Annotated in this window: 12 protein-coding genes and 1 pseudogene; 5 read left to right on the top strand and 8 right to left on the bottom strand. The window is 57.9% G+C overall.

All coding sequences use genetic code 11. From position 1 onward, the window contains the following. Positions 1-8: 8 nt before the first annotated feature. Positions 9-1,832 carry a hypothetical protein gene (locus tag VRB54_RS20405; protein WP_338478545.1) on the bottom strand — a complete coding sequence of 608 codons (1,824 nt, stop codon included), beginning with the start codon at positions 1,830-1,832 and terminating at the stop codon, positions 9-11. A 163-nt stretch (positions 1,833-1,995) separates the two neighbouring features. Here VRB54_RS20405 and VRB54_RS20400 point away from each other — a divergent pair, with 163 nt between their 5' ends. Continuing rightward, on the top strand, positions 1,996-2,484 hold the full coding sequence (locus tag VRB54_RS20400; RefSeq protein ID WP_024077486.1) for a TIGR00645 family protein: 489 nt from the start codon (positions 1,996-1,998) through the stop codon (positions 2,482-2,484). Between the two features lie 15 nt (positions 2,485-2,499). Here VRB54_RS20400 and VRB54_RS20395 read toward each other — a convergent pair whose 3' ends face one another. The 6 genes and pseudogenes from VRB54_RS20395 to VRB54_RS20370 form a co-directional block, all read right to left on the bottom strand. Continuing rightward, a complete protein-coding gene (locus tag VRB54_RS20395; protein WP_338478544.1) occupies positions 2,500-3,933 on the bottom strand; it encodes an ArnT family glycosyltransferase in 1,434 nt (477 codons plus the stop codon). 195 nt (positions 3,934-4,128) lie between these two features. Then, a pseudogene (locus VRB54_RS20390) lies at positions 4,129-5,867 on the bottom strand (acetyl/propionyl/methylcrotonyl-CoA carboxylase subunit alpha). After that, entirely contained in the window at positions 5,864-7,483 is a 1,620-nt protein-coding gene (locus tag VRB54_RS20385; RefSeq protein WP_338478543.1) for a 5-oxoprolinase/urea amidolyase family protein, read from the bottom strand. Before VRB54_RS20385 ends, VRB54_RS20390 begins: the two are co-directional and overlap by 4 nt. Positions 7,484-7,492: 9 nt before the next feature. Then, positions 7,493-8,299 (bottom strand): putative hydro-lyase, encoded by an 807-nt coding sequence (locus tag VRB54_RS20380; RefSeq protein ID WP_338478542.1) that lies wholly within the window; start codon positions 8,297-8,299, stop codon positions 7,493-7,495. Then, complete coding sequence (locus VRB54_RS20375; protein WP_338478541.1) at positions 8,296-9,066, bottom strand: 5-oxoprolinase subunit PxpA; 771 nt, start codon at positions 9,064-9,066, stop codon at positions 8,296-8,298. The genes VRB54_RS20380 and VRB54_RS20375 overlap by 4 nt, the downstream gene beginning before the upstream one ends. A gap of 21 nt (positions 9,067-9,087) precedes the next feature. Continuing rightward, positions 9,088-10,320 carry an NRAMP family divalent metal transporter gene (locus VRB54_RS20370; protein ID WP_003235119.1) on the bottom strand — a complete coding sequence of 411 codons (1,233 nt, stop codon included), beginning with the start codon at positions 10,318-10,320 and terminating at the stop codon, positions 9,088-9,090. Positions 10,321-10,575: 255 nt separating this feature from the next. On the opposite strand from VRB54_RS20370, the gene VRB54_RS20365 reads away from it, so the two are divergent. Then, the gene (locus VRB54_RS20365; RefSeq protein WP_338478540.1) at positions 10,576-11,241 is read left to right on the top strand and encodes a GntR family transcriptional regulator; all 666 of its coding nucleotides are present in this window, start codon (positions 10,576-10,578) and stop codon (positions 11,239-11,241) included. A gap of 385 nt (positions 11,242-11,626) precedes the next feature. Then, complete coding sequence (locus VRB54_RS20360) at positions 11,627-12,559, top strand: hypothetical protein (RefSeq protein WP_338478539.1); 933 nt, start codon at positions 11,627-11,629, stop codon at positions 12,557-12,559. Between the two features lie 57 nt (positions 12,560-12,616). On the opposite strand, the gene VRB54_RS20355 is transcribed toward VRB54_RS20360, so the two are convergent. Further along, a complete protein-coding gene (locus VRB54_RS20355; protein WP_338478538.1) occupies positions 12,617-12,988 on the bottom strand; it encodes a hypothetical protein in 372 nt (123 codons plus the stop codon). A 1,449-nt stretch (positions 12,989-14,437) separates the two neighbouring features. On the opposite strand from VRB54_RS20355, the gene dndB reads away from it, so the two are divergent. Beyond that, a complete protein-coding gene (dndB, locus tag VRB54_RS20350; RefSeq protein WP_338478537.1) occupies positions 14,438-15,547 on the top strand; it encodes a DNA sulfur modification protein DndB in 1,110 nt (369 codons plus the stop codon). 15 nt (positions 15,548-15,562) lie between these two features. Beyond that, the gene (dndC, locus tag VRB54_RS20345; RefSeq protein ID WP_122679008.1) at positions 15,563-17,053 is read left to right on the top strand and encodes a DNA phosphorothioation system sulfurtransferase DndC; all 1,491 of its coding nucleotides are present in this window, start codon (positions 15,563-15,565) and stop codon (positions 17,051-17,053) included. Position 17,054 lies beyond the last annotated feature (1 nt).

The following is a 17,054-nucleotide window of genomic DNA, read 5'->3' as shown; positions in this document are numbered from 1 at the left end:
TCGCCGCGTTATTTGCTTTCCGGCTTGTCCAGCTTGACCTCGAAGCCGTATTGCACGGTGCTCAGGTCGGTGCGCTGATAGCCTTCCAGGCTGGTCGGCTGGCCGTAGAAGTAATGCACGTCGAACATCGCCGTGCCGTATTCCTCGGCGCGGTGGCTGACGCCGAGGATTTCCTTGAGGTAATTGCCGCTGGCGTCCTTGGCGTAGAAGCGCCAGCTGTCGGCGGGGAAGGCTTGTTGATCGACGATCAGCGCGTTGTCCTTGAGCGCCAGGCCCTTGGGCAGCTTGGCCGCATCCAGCGTGGTTTTTTCGATAGTGGCCAGGAACAGCGGGATCGAGCCCACCACGAACGCCGGGTTCTCCGGGAACAGGTTGAGGTCGTAGGTGAGCATGCCCCGCGCCGGGTTCAGTTCGAAGGCCTCGGTGGGCAACTCGATAGGGTCGCCGCGCTCGCCTTTTTCGTCGGCGGTAAAAAACGTCACCGGCGCCTCACTGCTGTTGCGCTCGGCGCCCACCAGGTCGTCGTTGAAGGTAAAGGGGTGATCGAACACCACATGCGCGGCGCTGGCATCCTCGACAGACTGGCTGATGGTGACGCTGTTTTTCAGCTGGTCTTCGGTCATCGACGCATCCTTGAGCCAGCTGGCGGCGCCGTCGTCGTACACCGTGACGGGCATCGGCAAGGCTTGCACGGTCTTTTCCAGGCTGTTTTTGTCAAACCGCAGGACCGGCAGGTCCAGTTCCTTGCGGGTGACGGTGACCGTGGAAAAGTCCAGCACATTGACTTGCAGGGAGTCGATCACGCCATTGAAGTAGACCTTGGCGTAATACCGGTGCTGTTTTTGCTCGAAGGCTTTTTGCTCATCGGTCAGCTGTTTTTCAAGGGCCGGCGACCAGGCCTTTTGCTTTTGCAGCTCGGCCAGTTGTTTTTCGTAGAACGCTACTTGCGCGGCACTTTCGTTGATCGAGCCCGAGCGCGTCAGAAACTGCCCGGTAACGTCCCGCGCCTGGACCAGCAGCGGATTGGGCGAATCATCCGCCAGTTCCGGCGCCAGGGGCGCGCTGTTGGTGAGTTCGAGCTCGGCGTAGTTCTGTTCAAGCAGCAGCAGGTTGACGGTGACAGTGCCTTCGGTGCGCTTGTGACCGACGTCCTTTTTCGACAGGTCGAAGCTGAGCACTTTGCCGGGCGCCACCACTTCCACCGCGCCCTTGAGGCTCACCGGCTGCGGCTGGCTCTTGTTTTCGGTCTCGATACCGTCGAAGAACGGGTAGGTCACCGTCAGGTCGTCGGGGTTGGTCAGGTTGGAGCTGCTCGGGCTCAACTGAATGCCGGGATCGGTTTCCGACCATTCCGGCTGGAACGGAATCACCTTGTTGTTGCTCAAGGTGACCGACTGCCATTCCAGGTTGTGGGGGAATGGAAACTGCTCCGGCACATTGAAAGTGAAGGGGAATACCGGCTGCAGATCTGTCAGATAGTCCGAATGGGAGGCCCTGCGCAGCACGAACAGGCCGTTTATGTAGGTATCGACCAGCGCCTGCGGCGTGGGGTAGTGCTTGAGCAGGGCCAGGGTGTCTTCGCCGTACTCGGGCTCGATGGGTTTGCTGGCGAGCTTGGTTTGCGCGCGCTCAAGCAGCAACAGCGAACCGCCGAGGTCGGCGATGGCGTCGCGCAGTTTGGGGTCCTGGATGCCGTCGAGGGACTGTTCGAACTTGGCGGTTTTCTCTTCGAGGGTGGCCTGCTTCTGCTCTTCGCTGGGAGAACAGCCGCCGGCCAGCAGCAATGCCGCGCACAGGCCGACGCTGGCCAAGGGGGATCGCACATCCATCATCGCAAGTTTTCCTGTCCGACAGCATTGAGCCGATTTGATGGGCTCGACACTAGCAGATAAACGCGCTTACAGATGCCGTACACGTCAGTTTTCTCGCGGTGACAGGCGGCTGACAGCGACTGGTATACTCGCCGCCATTTCTAGCCACGCTGTGTGAGATTCAATGGAACGTTTTATCGAAAATGCTATGTACGCCTCGCGCTGGCTGCTGGCGCCGATCTATTTCGGTCTGTCCCTGGGCCTGCTGGCGCTGGCGCTGAAATTCTTCCAGGAAGTGATCCACCTGCTGCCGAGCGTGTTCTCGATGGCCGAGTCCGAGCTGATCCTGGTGCTGCTGTCGCTGATCGACATGGCCCTGGTCGGCGGCCTGCTGGTGATGGTGATGATTTCCGGCTACGAGAACTTCGTCTCGCAGCTGGATATCGATGACAACAAGGAAAAGCTCAACTGGCTCGGCACCATGGACTCCTCGTCGCTGAAGATGAAAGTGGCGGCGTCCATCGTGGCGATTTCCTCCATCCACCTGCTGCGCATCTTCATGGACGCCAAGAACGTCGATCCGCAGCATTTGATGTGGTACGTGATCATCCACATGACCTTCGTGGTCTCGGCGTTCGCCATGGGTTACCTGGACAAACTCACCAAGCACTGACGTACCGCGCCGGCCTTACTGCTCGATGAAGTAGTAGGGCTGGCGATTGATCGACATCTGTTTGGTCACCGTGACCTTTTCCTGCAGTTGCTCGGTACGATCCACCAGCGCCACGTTGCCGGGTTTGGCGGCCAGGTAGCTGCGCAATTGCGCTTCGGTTTGCAGGATCGGCAGATAAGCGTGCAGGTAAAACACACTGGCGCCCGCGATCCGCTCGTTGGGTTGAAACAGCACCACGTTTTTGCCCTGGTCCAGCAGGGTCTGGATCTCGCTGATCACCGGCACGAACGAGTGGCGCACGTCCGCCTTGGGCGCGAACCAGAAAGCCGCCGTGAGGTAGCAGGCGATGGCCAGGGTGAATACCGCGCCGATTACACGCCGATGGTGCGCGTACAGCGCAGGCTTGTGTTCCTTGAGCCACTCCAGCAGCACGCGCACATATTCGGCGGCGAGCACGGCAGCGGCAGGCGTCAGCGCCATCAGGTACACCGTGCGCTTGCTGGACGCCAGGGTCAGCAAGGTAAATTGCGCTACCAGCCACACGCTGAAAAACAGGCGATAACGGTTGCGCACCAGGCTCTTGCGAAAGTGCCACAGGCCCAGGTACACCAGGATATTCCACGGCAAAAATGCCTCGGGCAGCTTCACAAGGTAGTAGTAAAACGGCTCGTAATGCCCGGCTTCGACAAACGAGCCGCTGAAGCGACCGACGCTGTTGGTCAACAGCACCTCGCCCACCGCCTGCATCCCGTCGCGCTGAAACAGAAACCCCAGCCAGATCATCAGCGGCACCAACGCCAACAGGGTAAACAGCGCCGGCTTGAGCCAGTCGCCGATGCTCAGGCGCTTGTCCATCAGGCTGATGCTGACCAGGTACACAAAGATCACGATGCCCGGCATCGCCAGGCCCAGCACGCCCTTGCTCAGGGTGGCGATCACCATACCCGCCGCGAACAGCGCCCAGGCCCACGTGCTGGGGCCTTCGCGATCAGGCCGCACGGCTTGGTAAAACGCCAGCAGCGCGGTGGTCACGCCGAGACTGAGCAATGAATCCTCACCCACACCGCGCACATTGCCCCAGTAACTGGCCATGGTCGCCAGGATCAGCGCCGCGCTGAACGCCAACGTTTTTGGCCGCCCGAAGGTGCGCAACATCCCGTACAACAGCATCACACTGAACAGCCCGGCAAACGCCGACGCCAGACGCACCGCCCCGGTGCTGGCGCCAAACAGCCGAATCGCGCCGGCGTCGAGCCACAGGCTCAGGGGCGGTTTTTCCAGAAACGGCTCCTGAAACAGTCGCGGCACCACCCAGTCGTTGTCCAGGTGCATGGCCATGGCGATCCCCGCCACACGGGCTTCGGTGGAACCCTGCAATTCATGGTTACCCAGGGCGAAGAAGAACAACAGACCAGCGAGCAGAAGCAGCAGAGGAACGGGACGCGTCATGGAGTGTGGCTACCGGGGCAGGGGACCGCTCGGGGGAGCGGACATGGCAATCGGCAAGTATAGGGAGGTGTTTCTTAACAATTCGTGAACGAGAGTGCGGTTTTGCTCGCTTCCTTCCTGCGGTTTTCTGCAGGCTGCACGCGGCAATCGAGCTAATCCCTCGTTGCGCGTGCAACCTGTGTAGCAGCGTTCAACTCAATTGGCTGTCTTGATACGCCCAATCACGCAGCCAGCCTCGAAATAAGCACCTGCCTGTTCGGCAATCTGAACATCGCCCGCACAGGGGGCGAGGATCGAGGTTTCCATCTTCATCGCTTCCACCACGGCGATCACTTGGCCGGCGCTGACCGAGTCGCCGTCGCCGACGACCCAGGCATGCAGGTTGCCCGCTACCGGCGTCAGCACCGCTTGTGGATCTGCGGCCTCGTTTGAGCGCGTGCTGGCGCTGGCGGGAGCCGGTCCGTTCAGGCTGATGCCGCGCAACAGGGCGGCGGGCAGGCCCAGTTCGTGGCGCTTGCCGTCGATTTCGACGAAGGTGCGCAGCACCTCGGGGTCGGCCGACAACGCGTTGCGTGGGGCGAGGGTGATCTGTTCGGCGAAGTCGGTCTCGATCCAGCGGGTGTGCACGGCGAATCGGTCGGCGCCGGTGAAGTCGGCATGCTCCATCACGGCCCGGTGAAAGGGCAGCACCGAGGCGATGCCTTCGATGTTGAACTCTGCCAGGGCACGGCGGGCGCGGGCGATGGCCTGTTCGCGGGTGGCGCCGCTGACGATCAGCTTGGCCATCATCGAATCGAAAGTGCTGGGCACGCTCGAACCCGTGACCACGCCGCTGTCCAGGCGCACGCCGGGGCCGGAGGGGGCTGGAACGCGCTGATGTGACCGGGGGTGGGCAAAAAGCCTTTGCCCGGGTCTTCGGCGTTGATGCGAAATTCAAAGCTGTGGCCGCGCGGCACCGGCGTTTCGCTGAACGACAAGGGAAGGCCGTCGGCGATGCGCAGTTGCTCGATCACAAGGTCCACGCCGGTGGTTTCTTCGGTGACCGGGTGCTCGACTTGAAGGCGCGTGTTGACCTCCAGAAACGACAGCGTGCCATCCTGGCTGAGCAGAAACTCCACCGTGCCGGCGCCGACGTAACCGGCCTTGGCGCAAATGGCGTGGGCCGACTGATGGATACGCTCGCGCTGTGCATCGCTGATGAACGGCGCGGGGGCTTCTTCCACCAGCTTCTGGTTACGGCGTTGCAGCGAGCAGTCACGCGTGCCGACCACCACGACCTTGCCGTGTTTATCGGCGATGACTTGCGCTTCGATGTGTCGAGGACGGTCGAGGAACTGCTCGACGAAACACTCACCGCGGCCGAACGCCGCTTCGGCTTCGCGCACGGCCGAGGCGAACAATTCGGCGACCTCGTCCAGGCGCCAGGCCACTTTCATGCCGCGTCCGCCACCGCCAAAGGCGGCCTTGATGGCAATCGGCAAGCCGTGCTGCTCGGCAAACGCCAGCACTTGCGCCGCGCTTTCGACCGGGCCTGGCGTACCGGCGACCAGCGGAGCGCCGACCTGATGCGCCAGTTTGCGCGCCTCGACCTTGTCGCCCAGCACGTCGATGGTCTCGGGGTTGGGGCCAACCCACACCAGCCCCGCGTTGATCACCGCGCGGGCGAAGTCGGCGCGCTCGGACAGAAAACCGTAGCCTGGGTGCACGGCATCCGCGCCGCTGCGTTTGGCAATGGCCAGGAGTTTTTCGATATCCAGGTAGGTGTCTGCCGGGCGCTGGCCGTCCAGAGCATAGGCTTCGTCGGCCTGACGCACGTGCAGGGCGTCGATGTCGGCGTCGGCGTACACCGCAACCGATTGCACACCATAGTCACGGCAGGCGCGGGCGATGCGGACGGCGATTTCACCACGGTTGGCGATCAGTAATTTTTTCATGGGGTTTTCTTCGCATCGGCAGTTGAAAAAGAGGCATCTGTGCGCGGTTGGATTTCGCTGAATGTGTTCAGCGGGTTGAAGCGAATCTGCGCATTGATCGGTATCTGCCCGGCCAGGTCCAGGTGGTGGCTGGCCACGGCGGCGATCACCGGGTAGCCGCCGGTCAACGGGTGGTCGGCCAGGAACAGCACCGGTTGCCCACTGGCCGGGACCTGGATGGCACCGACGGCGGTACCTTCGCTGGGCAATTCCTGGTGATTGCTGCGCGTCAGCGGCACGTCTCCGGTCAGGCGAATGCCGACGCGGTTGGACTGCGAGGTGACGCGCCACAGCTGACTGCTCAGGCGCTGCACGGCGTCTTCGGTAAACCAGTCAGTGCGTGGCCCCATCACCACGTCGAGGGTGACGATATCCGCTGCCGTCGGCAGTTCGAAGGCTGGCGCTTCCTGCAGCGATACGCTGGTGCCGGTGGTGCGTGGGGTAAAGCCCAAGCGGTCGCCGACAGCGAGCGCCGGGGGGCCGACCTGAGCCAGGGTGTCGGTGGACAGGCTGCCGAGCACCGGCGTGACGTCAAAACCGCCACGCATCGCCAGGTAGCTGCGCAGCCCCGCCAACGGTGCGCCCAGGCTGACACGATCACCCATGGCCAGTTCGATGGGCTGGTAGTTGTCGGCCGTCCATTGCAGGCCGCTGGCGCTGGTAATGGTGATCGGCGTGTGCGCGCCAGTGACCGCGATCACCCCATGGCCGTGACAAACAAAGCTCAGGCCGCCGAGTACCGATTCCACGCAGGCCATGTCCGAGCGGTTGCCCACGGCGCGGTTGGCCGCACGCAGGGCGCCGAGGTCCAGCGCGCCGGAGCGTGACACGCCCTGGTCGGTCTGGCCGGGGCGGCCCATGTCCTGCAACACGCTGTGTAATCCGGGGCTGATGATTTCCAGGCAGGCGCCGCCGGGGTCGGCGGAACGCGTGGCGGCGGTGGGGGTGGGCAACCCGCCGGCCGGGAGCGGGCCGGCGTCGGTGAATCGCACTTTATAGCCAGGGCGCAGCAGGGCCGGTTCGGCGCGGTTCAGGTCCCACATCTGCAACGGCGTGACGCCGATGATCTGCCAGCCACCGGGGCTGGCCTGGGGGTAGACGCCACTGAAGTCTCCGGCCAGGGCCACGGCGCCCGCCGGTATGCGGGTGCGCGGGGTTTGCCGGCGCGGCACCTGGAAACCGGCGCCGCCGGTGAGGTAGGCAAAACCCGGTGCAAAGCCACAAAAGGCCACGCTGTAGTCATGGGCGGTGTGGCGCTGTATCACTTCGGTGCGGCTGATGCCCAGCAGGGTGGCGACTTCGTCGAGATCTTCGCCGTTGTAGTGCACGGGGATTTCCACCCGGCGCTGCTCGCCTTCGCGGCGCTGGCTCAGGTCCCGCCCGGCGATGCGCTCGACCAGCGCCTGGCGCTCGATGGCGCTGGGACGAAACTGGATCAGCAGCGTTCGCGCGGCGGGCACGATTTCTTCGACGCCGGCAATCGGCTCCGCCATCAGGGCGTCGAACAGGGCCAGGGTTTGGTCGAGGTCGTTCAATTCGACGAGCAGGGTGTCCAGGTTGACCGGTAGAAAGCGCACGGGAAGCTCCTAGACGTGGTAAGTGCTGTCAGGCACATCGGTGATGAACATATGGCCGGGCGCATGGGTGATCGCAAAAGGCACACCCGACGCCGCCACTGCCGCCTGGGGCGTCACGCCGCAGGCCCAGAACACCGGAACCTCGCCAGGCTCGATGCGCACTGCGTCGCCAAAGTCGGGTTGGCTCAGGTCCTGGATGCCCAGCAGTGCAGGCTCGCCGATGTGCACCGGGGCGCCGTGGACGGAGGGATAGCGCGCGGAGATTGCAGTGGCCTCGGCCACCCGATCCGGCGGGATCGGCCGCATGGACACAACCATTTCACCGTGCAGGCGTCCCGCCGGGCGGCAGGCGCGGTGGGTACGGTACATCGGCACGTTGCAGCCATCGGCGATGTGCCGCACTTCGATGCCCGCTTCCTGCAAGGCGGTTTCAAAGGTGAAGCTGCAACCGATCAGGAACGCCACCATGTCGTCGTGCTCGGCCCAGGCCTGGGTGGCGTCGCTGACTTCGTCGACCATTTTTCCGTCCCGCCAGATGCGGTACAGCGGCAGGTCGGTGCGCAGGTCTGCGTCTTGTGCCAGCAGCGTGCTCGGACTGCCCGCGTCGCTGACGTCGAGGACCGGGCAGGCTTTGGGATTGCGCTGGGCGTACAGCAGAAAGTCGTAGGCCCATTCGCGCGGCAGGGCGATCAGGTTGGCCTGGGTCATGCCCGGGGCAATACCGGCCGTGGGGGTTATCAGCCCGTCACGGTAGGTTTGACGGGCTTGCCGGGCAGCGCCAATGGCCGCCTCGCGGGCGCGGGCGAACGCATTCATGGGCGATCTCCCGCAAACGGCCGCACGGACAGGTTGGCCTGCTCCAGCACTCGGCGCAGTTCGCGCGCCATGTCCACCGCTGCGGGGCTGTCGCCATGCACGCAGATGGAGTCGGCCTCGATGCGGGTGCGCGTGCCATCAATGGCTTCAATGGTGCCGTCTTCGACCAGGCGCAGCATGCGTTGGGCCACCTGTTTCGGATCGTGCAGCACCGCGCCCGGTTCACGTCGCGACACCAGTGTGCCTTGCGGCGTGTAGGCCCGGTCGGCGAAGGCTTCGGCGACACACTGCAAGCCCTCGTCGCGCGCCCATTGGATCAGCGTGGAACCGGCCAGGGCCACCAGTATCAGCGTGGAATCGATGGCGCGGATGGCGGCGATCACCGCCAGCGCCTGGCGACGGTCGTGGGCAATGGTGTTGTACAACGCACCGTGGGGTTTTACGTAGCGAACCGACGTGCCCGCAGCCCTGGCCAAACCTTGAAGCGCGCCGATCTGGTAGATCACGTCGGCGGTCAGTTCATCTCTGGCCAGGTCCATGTTGCGGCGACCGAAGCCGACCTTGTCCGGGTAGGCCACATGGGCGCCAATGGTAACGTTTTTGGCGGCGGCGGCTTGCAAGGTGCGCAGGATGCCGGCCGGGTCGCCGGCATGAAAACCGCAGGCGACGTTGGCGCTGGTCACCACATCGAGCATCGCGCTGTCGTCGCCCATGCTCCAGGCGCCGAAGCTCTCTCCCAGGTCGCTGTTAAGATCAATTGCACGCATCAAAAGTAACCTCCGGTTAAATCAGGCCGCGCCGATAAAGGCAAAGATGGCACCCGCCGACTTGTAGGCCATGAACCACGACAGCAGACAGGTGAGGATACCAAGCACCAGCAACCAGCGAGGATAGTGGTAGCCGTCCATGAGATCGGAGCGGCGCCAGCCCACATACATGAAGATGCTCAGGCCCAGCGGCAGGATCAGCCCGTTGAAGCCGCCGGCGAACACCAGCAGCGCCGCCGGTGGTTTGCCCAGCATCAGATAAACAGCCAGCGAAATGACGATAAACACGACGGTGGCCAGATGACGCACACGCTCGGTGATGCGCTTTGAAAACACGGTAATAAATGACATCGACGTGTACGAAGCGCCGATCACACTGCTGATCCCCGCCGCCCACAGCACCAGGCCGAACATCATCATGCCGATATTACCCGCCGCCGCATGGAACGCCTGGGCCGCAGGGTTGGCGCCCTGGCCGGACACGTCGATAACCACGCCACTGGCCACCACCCCGAGAATCGCCAGGAACAGCACATAACGCGCCACACCCGTGACCAGAATGCCGGTCAGCGCTGCCCTGGAAACCGCTTCAATGTTTTCCACACCCACCGTGCCCCGGTCGAGCAACCGGTGCGCGCCGGCATAGGTGATGTAGCCGCCGACCGTGCCACCGACGATGGTGGTGATGGCGGCGAAGTCGATGAAGTCCGGCCACACCGATTGACGCAGGGCTTCGCCCAACGGCGGATGGGTGGCAAAAGCGGCGAACAGGATCAGGCACACCTTGAGAATGCCCAGCGCCATCATGATGCGGTCCATGGCAATACCGGCGCGGTGGGAGGAGAAAATCGCGATGGCAAGCAGCGCACTCAATGCCCCGCCCCATTTGGGGTCCAGGCCGGTCAACGCATTCAAGCCCAGGCCCGCACCGGCGATATTGCCCAGCATGAACACCAGACCGCCGGACAGCACCAGCAACGTCAGCAGGTAGCCACTCCCGGGGATTGCAGCGTTGGCCAGGTCCGCTGCGCGCATCCGCGTCAGCGACACGATGCGCCAGACGTTCAGCTGCACCACGAAGTCGATCAGGATCGAGGCCAGAATGCCGAACGCAAACGCCGCACCCAGGGTCGCCGTGAACGTCGCCGTCTGCGTCAGAAAGCCCGGCCCGATGGCCGACGTCGCCATCATGAAAATCGCCGCCACCAGAGAGGCGCGCCGGTCTTTTGTGAACGCTTGAGGAGTCTGTGTCACAGCATCGTTCCTACGGTGAGAGATATCTCGACTGAGCAATGTGTGTGCCAAAAGCCATGAATCGACACCTAAGTGTGGGTTGATAAAGGATTTATTGTTGAACAATCTGTTATTGATGAGTGATTCATATGCACTCAATTGTTACCCAAAGCCCGCATGCTGCTACTTAATGAAGCACGCTCCCTGCGTCATCCTTGTGCCTTGCACCCAGCTCTGATGGAATAACCGCGCGGTTATTCCTACCTTGGATTTCTTATGAACGACGCACCTCCCACTCTTCCTCGCACGCTGGGAGAATCCATCACCCAGGAAATACGCAGAATGCTGGTCGAAGGCGAACTCGTGCCCGGTCAGCGCCTGTCCGAAGCCGCACTGGCCGAGACTCTGGATATTTCGCGCAACACCCTGAGAGAAGCGTTCAGAGTGCTGACCCGCGAAGGCCTGCTCAAACACGAACCCAACCGCGGCGTCACCGTCGCAGCCCCCGACATGGCCTCGATCATCGACATCTACCGCGTGCGCCGCTTCATCGAATGCAAGGCAATCGCCCAAGGCTACCCCCAACACCCCGGCGCCCTGCACATGCAACAAGCCGTCGAAGCCGGCGCACGCGCACGCGAAGCCAAGGATTGGGTGGCAGTGGGCACGGCCAACATGGCATTCCACACCGCCATCGTCGAACTCGCCGACAGCCCGCGCCTGCTGGTGTTTTATGGACAAATCTCGGCTGAATTGCGGTTGGCGTTTGGGTTGCTTAATGATCCGCAGTTTTTGCACCTGCCGTTTCTGGATATGAATGCTTCGATACTTCGGTGCGTTGAGGAAGGGCGTGCGGGGGATGCGGTGGTGATGTTGGAGGGGTATCTGGTGCAGTCGGAGCGGACAGTGTTGGCGGCGTTTGCGCGGAGGGGGAGGCTGTAGGGGGGCGGGTATAAAAAGACGTATGGGGACGTCTTTTTTGAGCCGGGGGGATTTGAATTTGTTCGGTAGCCTATTGATTTATAGAATTAATATCGGATCTGATTTCTTGTTGGAATACCAATTGGAATACGACACTCCACTACCACACGTTTGCATCGATCTGAGCAGCATGTTTCGTAGCCATGATTGACAGTGAATTGCCCAACGCTGTCGGTGGCGACACGCTTAGTCGGACAGAAGTGGTTATAGGATGATATTAGGCCCGGCGTCTAGTGAGTCGAAGCACGGCTATCTTCAGCGCTCCTCTGTATTGTGGGGCAATCGTAGATCATTTGATCCTTTTGATGTCATGATGTCATCATGTGCAACTAATGGGCTTAGAAGAATGCCAGAGCGTATTTTTATTTACTGTGATGAATCAGGGGCTAAAGGATATGCTGATCAGCAAGAGACTTTTCCAGGTGAAACTGGAGTATTCGCTGGCATTTTGATTCCCGAGCAGCTTCATACGGACCTAGCGCAAAAATTTAACGCCATTGCACTGAAATTCAAGCCTGCTTTGGGAAAGCTTCATATAGCCGATTTACCTAAAGAGCAAAAAGGTGCTTTGAGGAAAGCGCTGTTCGATGAGATCCAAGCAGCAAATTTACCTTGCTTCTGGTACGCAATTCATGTTGCTGGTCTGAATGAGTTTTACTCTAATCAGCTTCAGGCTTCCCGGGACCACAGAGCGGCAATGATTGCACGGCGTACCAGTCCGGCTCGAGTCAAAACGGGTAGCGTTCGCGAAGAGTTACCTTCAATGCATGTGGAGCTTTTTGGAGGCTTCTATGCCCATATAGCAGCGTTTCTTCTCGAGCGTGATCGAAAGAATGTTGAGCTGGTAGTATGTACCGACCAATTAGATGCTCCTCTTGTGAAACAGTTTCAACAAATCGCCGTAGAGCTGCTTGATACGAACCCAAAGGTTACAATTGTCACTGGGTATGACACTCTGAAAAAGAAATTGGTTTACAGAAAAATATCTTCAACTACGGAATATCCAGCTGAAATGCAAATACCAGAAATAATTGGCAGTCTCAACATTCAGCCAGTACCTGAAGATAATGGCCTGATCCTGGCGGCCGATGTTCTAGCAAATAGTCTTAACTATCTATTTAAAAAACGCACAGAAGCCGAGCTATATACTTCACTTAACAATCGAGAAGCTGTAGTGCGTCACCCCTTATTTACCCATCTGGATGCGTTTCAGCAATGGGGGAGTGGAGATATAATTGGTGACGGATTATACCGGCATCCTAAAGCCCCAAATTCGTAATAAAAATTAGCTAAGCATTAAAGCTGACGCCGAATAACCGACGTCAGTCATCGCAAGTTATACGCCCTCTTTATCCTGCGAAAGCTGCTGAGAAACCCATGGCTGAGAGTGGCCAGAAAAGGCTCCGAGTGTTTTTTGCGTAGTAGTAGCTTCGACCTCAGCCAGCGCCTGTTGTTGAGTGCTTCCCTCGTTTCTCAACACGATAGTTGTAGTGTGCTGGCGTTGTTCCAGCATTATTCCATCCGCGGCAAGTGTTGTTGTTTGGGTAGATTGATTGTGGTTATAATACGTGCCGGTATCAAAAGTCGCCTCACGAATCCCCAAAGATTGCAAAGCCTCTATCATCTGCTGACCTTGCTTAACCGCATCGTCTAAGCTGACGCCATTGACTTGTAAGTCAGAAAAAGGAACTACTTGCTGTTCGCTCATGCTGGCACCATTTTTATATGTTAATTATGAATTAGAACTGCTTGAAATTTAATCGATTCTTTGCGTGGCTTCAGTTTCAACTATCAGAGCAATCAGCCTGCTAGTAAGTCCGATAAGCTTCAAAGCAGATTCCTCGGACAGCGCAGCGTCTAGGAAGCGGCTCCGCTTATCGTATACCTGCCGAGTATAGCGTGCTTTTGCAGGGTGGCGAACAGCCATCTTGGCTTGGGTTCGTACTTGTTTCCTCTGGGAAGCCTCCTGCCTAGTGCAAAAAAAAGCGTCAACTAGCGCAACACCGATCCCCCCAGAGCGCGTCCAGTCCAGCGAGCGTATTTCCCCTGCGGACAACGCGTTTGTGCGATGTCGTCTTGGCGCTAGGTCTGTCGGATCCAGAACGCTTGCCCACGATCCGCCTCTGCAATCTGAACCGCAGCTAAACCGATGCGTCTGCTCCGCTTAGCTTTGGCTGCTGCGGGTCGCCATAGAAGGGAGTCGACCCAAGCTGTGTGAAAACGAATTTGAGAAAATCGGGCTAAGTCGCGTTTTTTGGTGGGGTTGGATTTCCATAAGGTGGGTTGTTGTAACGCGACTTGACCTTTTGGTTTTTACCACCGCGGGGATAGTTGCTCGTTGTTGATGGGCACTAGTATTACCAGCGGACGCTCAATGAGTAATTCGCCATGCACGATTAATTGTTAGCTGCCCAAGAGCATTTGACGGTATGCGCCTTCGAGATCGAGCGCCAGGTCGGTGATGGTGGCGTCCGGCGATGCGAGGGTTCGCTGGCTTGGATCTGCAGGGTTTCAGGATCAATGTCTTGATCGATCGTGAAGAGAGTCTGAAGAGGGTCGCGGGGGGATTGGGGCATATTCAAGGTCACACACTATTTAAGGAGCTGCTGCCCCTTGCTGTCAAACGGGATAGGGTGCCAGCTGTACGCGGCTTGACAGCCCGGAAGTATAGGAGCTAGGCGTACAGAGGATGCCCCTCGCGCAGTCGCCATGAGTGAGAGGGAACATGCAACGCATGCTGCAAAATCAAGGGATGTGAAAAGTTACACTTTGGGGTCTGTCAATACGGTCGCTGATGAGCAGCGACCGAGGGCGGTTAGCGATGTGTTAGCGCGTGCGCCAGTTCATTCCCATCAAAATGGCGTCAAGGACGATGGAGCTAAGCATCGAGTGGATACGAGATCGAGCTCAATAGCACGAACGCCGAAAAAGGGGGGAAAGACCTCGCCAGGCGCCCAAAACCATGCGTCTAGAGTAGGTAGCTTTCTCCATATGAAGGAGGCTCTATTCCCGGGTGTGGAGCCTGGCTCAGCGAATGGTAGGCAGAGAAGGCTAGCATTTTGACCTACCGAAGCTCACCATAAATCATGTTGATTTGTTTGTTAAATCGACATGCCTTGTTTGTGTATAGGAACATAAACATGCTAAATTCCTAAGCATGACCAGTCCATTTTCCTATACGTTTCCAGCCATACGGGGTGTGCAAGCCGGACGGGAGTTTTACGTCTCCATGTGCCCACTACGCTTACTCGGAAGGCTCTTCGTTTTTGACAACGAAGAATTAATGCCTGAGCTGCGGGCTCAGAGATCTATCAACCGTACGCGAATTCCCGAAATTGCCCGCTATATCCTGGCTAATACCGATAGTTATACTTTTTCGGCTATTACGGCTTCTGTAGACGGCAAAGTCGATTTTGAACCAATTGGTACCAAGGATACTACCCATTTTCGAATGGGAACGTTAACTGTTGATATGGACGCTAAGTTCATAGTCAACGATGGGCAACATCGTCGCGCTGCGATAGAGCAAGCCCTAGAGGAGCGGCCGGAATTAGGTGACGAGACAATCGCAGTTGTGTTTTTCCATGATCGTGGCTTAGAGCGGTGTCAGCAGATGTTTGCTGATTTAAATAGACATGCAATTAAGCCCTCACCCTCCCTCAGTGTTCTATACGATCATCGAAACGCAGCGGCTAGCGTGACTAAACATCTCGGGCTTACTTCGCGAGTTTTCCGAAACTTGGTCGAATCTGAGCGGTCCTCCCTTTCCAAGCGATCTCGTAAGCTTTTTACTTTAAGTGCTTTGAATTTTGCCGTTCTTGAAATGCTTAGTGCTAAAGATCTCGAGGACTTTTCTTGGGCTTCGAAGAGATGCAGTGAGTTTTGGGAGGTTGTTGGCGAGCAAATACCCGAATGGACCCATGTACGCGAAAGCCGTATGACCGCCGGTGAAGTGCGTCAGGATTTCATTCATTCACATGCAATTGTTTTACAGGCACTTGGGCGCGTTGGAAAGTTTGTCTATCGTACTGATGATGGCCGGCCAGACCTAAAGTTAGCTCTAAAAAAATTACGCGATATCGATTGGTCGCGTACGAATATTGCAACTTGGGAGGGGCGCGCCATGATAGGTGGGCGTATGGCTAAGAACAGCCAGAATATTACGCTAACATGCAATCAGATAAAATGCTCGCTTGGATTGGGTTTGACACCTGAGGAGCAAATTATAGAAAACGCCTTCATCGCCGCACGTCAGACCATAAGCTAATTACCGGAAATTATCATGACCACGCCTCCCGAGGCCATTATCTCAGAAATACAATCGCTCTATCGTTCCGACTCCCTACCTTGGATTGTCGGTTACAGCGGTGGTAAGGACTCCACTGCTTCATTGCAACTAATCTGGAAGGCGGTCGCGGCGCTGCCAGCAGAACAGCGCACTAAAGAGATTCACGTAATTAGTACTGACACTCTTGTGGAGAATCCAGTAATTGCGGCATGGGTTCATTCGTCGTTGACTCGGATGAAGGCCGAGGCTGAGCGTCAAGGTCTACCGATTCGCCCCCATCGACTGACTCCAAGTATTGAGCACCGTTTCTGGGTCAATTTGATAGGAAAAGGGTATCCAGCTCCACGAAATAGGTTTCGCTGGTGTACTGATCGTCTAAAGATTAGCGCTTCCACCAAGTTTATCCAAGAACTTTCAGAAGCTAACAGCGAGGCGATTCTCGTGTTAGGGCAAAGGCGTGGTGAGAGCCAGGCTCGTGACAAAGTTATGGACCATTACAATGGCAGCACTCGCGATCGTTTAAGTCGTAATAACGATCCTAAGTTGTCACGGGTGTGGGTCTATTTGCCTATAGAAACTTGGACTAGTGACGACGTCTGGATGTATGTTCTTACAGATGAAAATCCATGGGGTATTGATAACCAGGATTTATTTGATATTTATAAGGGTGCTACTCCGGACGCTGAGTGCCCAGTTGTTGTCGATAAATCGACTCCAAGTTGCGGTGACAGTCGTTTTGGTTGCTACGTGTGTACCATGGTCTCGCAAGACAAGTCGATGCATGCGATGATTCAGAACGACGACCAGAAGTCATGGATGAAACCTATACTGGATTTTCGCAATAAATATTTGAGTATCCAAGACTGGGATAAGCGCGATTTCAAGCGTATGAACGGTCGAGTTAAACTTATGGGTAAAGGAGAAACCTCAGAGCTAATTCACGGCCCATATTTACAAGATTATCGCGCTAAGTTACTTGAGGAGCTACTTCGGACTCAGCTCGCGTTGCGGAGCGCTAATGTACCAGGGCACGACCAAATTGAGCTGATCTCTATTGAAGAAATCGATGCTATACGCCGTATCTGGGTCGAGGAGAAAGGAGAAATTGAGGATTTAGTTCCAAAAATCTACGAGCGCGTGCTTCAAGAGTGCTATCCCGGTCGAGCGATGGAGCAACATCCGCTTGAGCCAGAAGATCTAGCACTGCTAAGCGATATAGCTAGTGAAATTGATACCGAGGCTGGCGGAAGACTATATCAACTGGCGCGAAATCTTTTGGCTGTTCAGTACCAGGCAATGCAAAGCCAAAAGCGCTCGCATCATTTAGATAGGCTAGAGGAAGTCTTAAAAGCAAATGCGTTTCGCACCGAAGATGAGGCTTTGATGTTCGCAAGAAGTAATATCGAGGACAGTCAAGAAGAGCCGAATAGCGGTGAGGAACTAGAGCTTATCCCGCTCACAGCGGTAGAGGTGGAAGAAGAGTAAG

The organism is Pseudomonas trivialis (genome assembly GCF_036864995.1).
GTDB lineage: Bacteria > Pseudomonadota > Gammaproteobacteria > Pseudomonadales > Pseudomonadaceae > Aquipseudomonas > Aquipseudomonas trivialis.
The sequence above is the reverse complement of the archived record's forward strand: the minus strand, read 5'-3'. Positions and strand labels throughout refer to the sequence as shown.

What these genes read in the sequence shown, in the direction of transcription:
- VRB54_RS20405 (WP_338478545.1), bottom strand. Translation starts at nt 1,832, where the DNA reads ATGATGGATGTGCGATCCCCCTTGGCCAGCGTCGGCCTGTGCGCGGCA.
- VRB54_RS20400 (WP_024077486.1), top strand. Translation starts at nt 1,996, where the DNA reads ATGGAACGTTTTATCGAAAATGCTATGTACGCCTCGCGCTGGCTGCTG.
- VRB54_RS20395 (WP_338478544.1), bottom strand. Translation starts at nt 3,933, where the DNA reads ATGACGCGTCCCGTTCCTCTGCTGCTTCTGCTCGCTGGTCTGTTGTTC.
- VRB54_RS20380 (WP_338478542.1), bottom strand. Translation starts at nt 8,299, where the DNA reads ATGAATGCGTTCGCCCGCGCCCGCGAGGCGGCCATTGGCGCTGCCCGG.
- VRB54_RS20375 (WP_338478541.1), bottom strand. Translation starts at nt 9,066, where the DNA reads ATGCGTGCAATTGATCTTAACAGCGACCTGGGAGAGAGCTTCGGCGCC.
- VRB54_RS20365 (WP_338478540.1), top strand. Translation starts at nt 10,576, where the DNA reads ATGAACGACGCACCTCCCACTCTTCCTCGCACGCTGGGAGAATCCATC.
- VRB54_RS20360 (WP_338478539.1), top strand. Translation starts at nt 11,627, where the DNA reads ATGCCAGAGCGTATTTTTATTTACTGTGATGAATCAGGGGCTAAAGGA.
- VRB54_RS20355 (WP_338478538.1), bottom strand. Translation starts at nt 12,988, where the DNA reads ATGAGCGAACAGCAAGTAGTTCCTTTTTCTGACTTACAAGTCAATGGC.
- dndB (WP_338478537.1), top strand. Translation starts at nt 14,438, where the DNA reads ATGACCAGTCCATTTTCCTATACGTTTCCAGCCATACGGGGTGTGCAA.
- dndC (WP_122679008.1), top strand. Translation starts at nt 15,563, where the DNA reads ATGACCACGCCTCCCGAGGCCATTATCTCAGAAATACAATCGCTCTAT.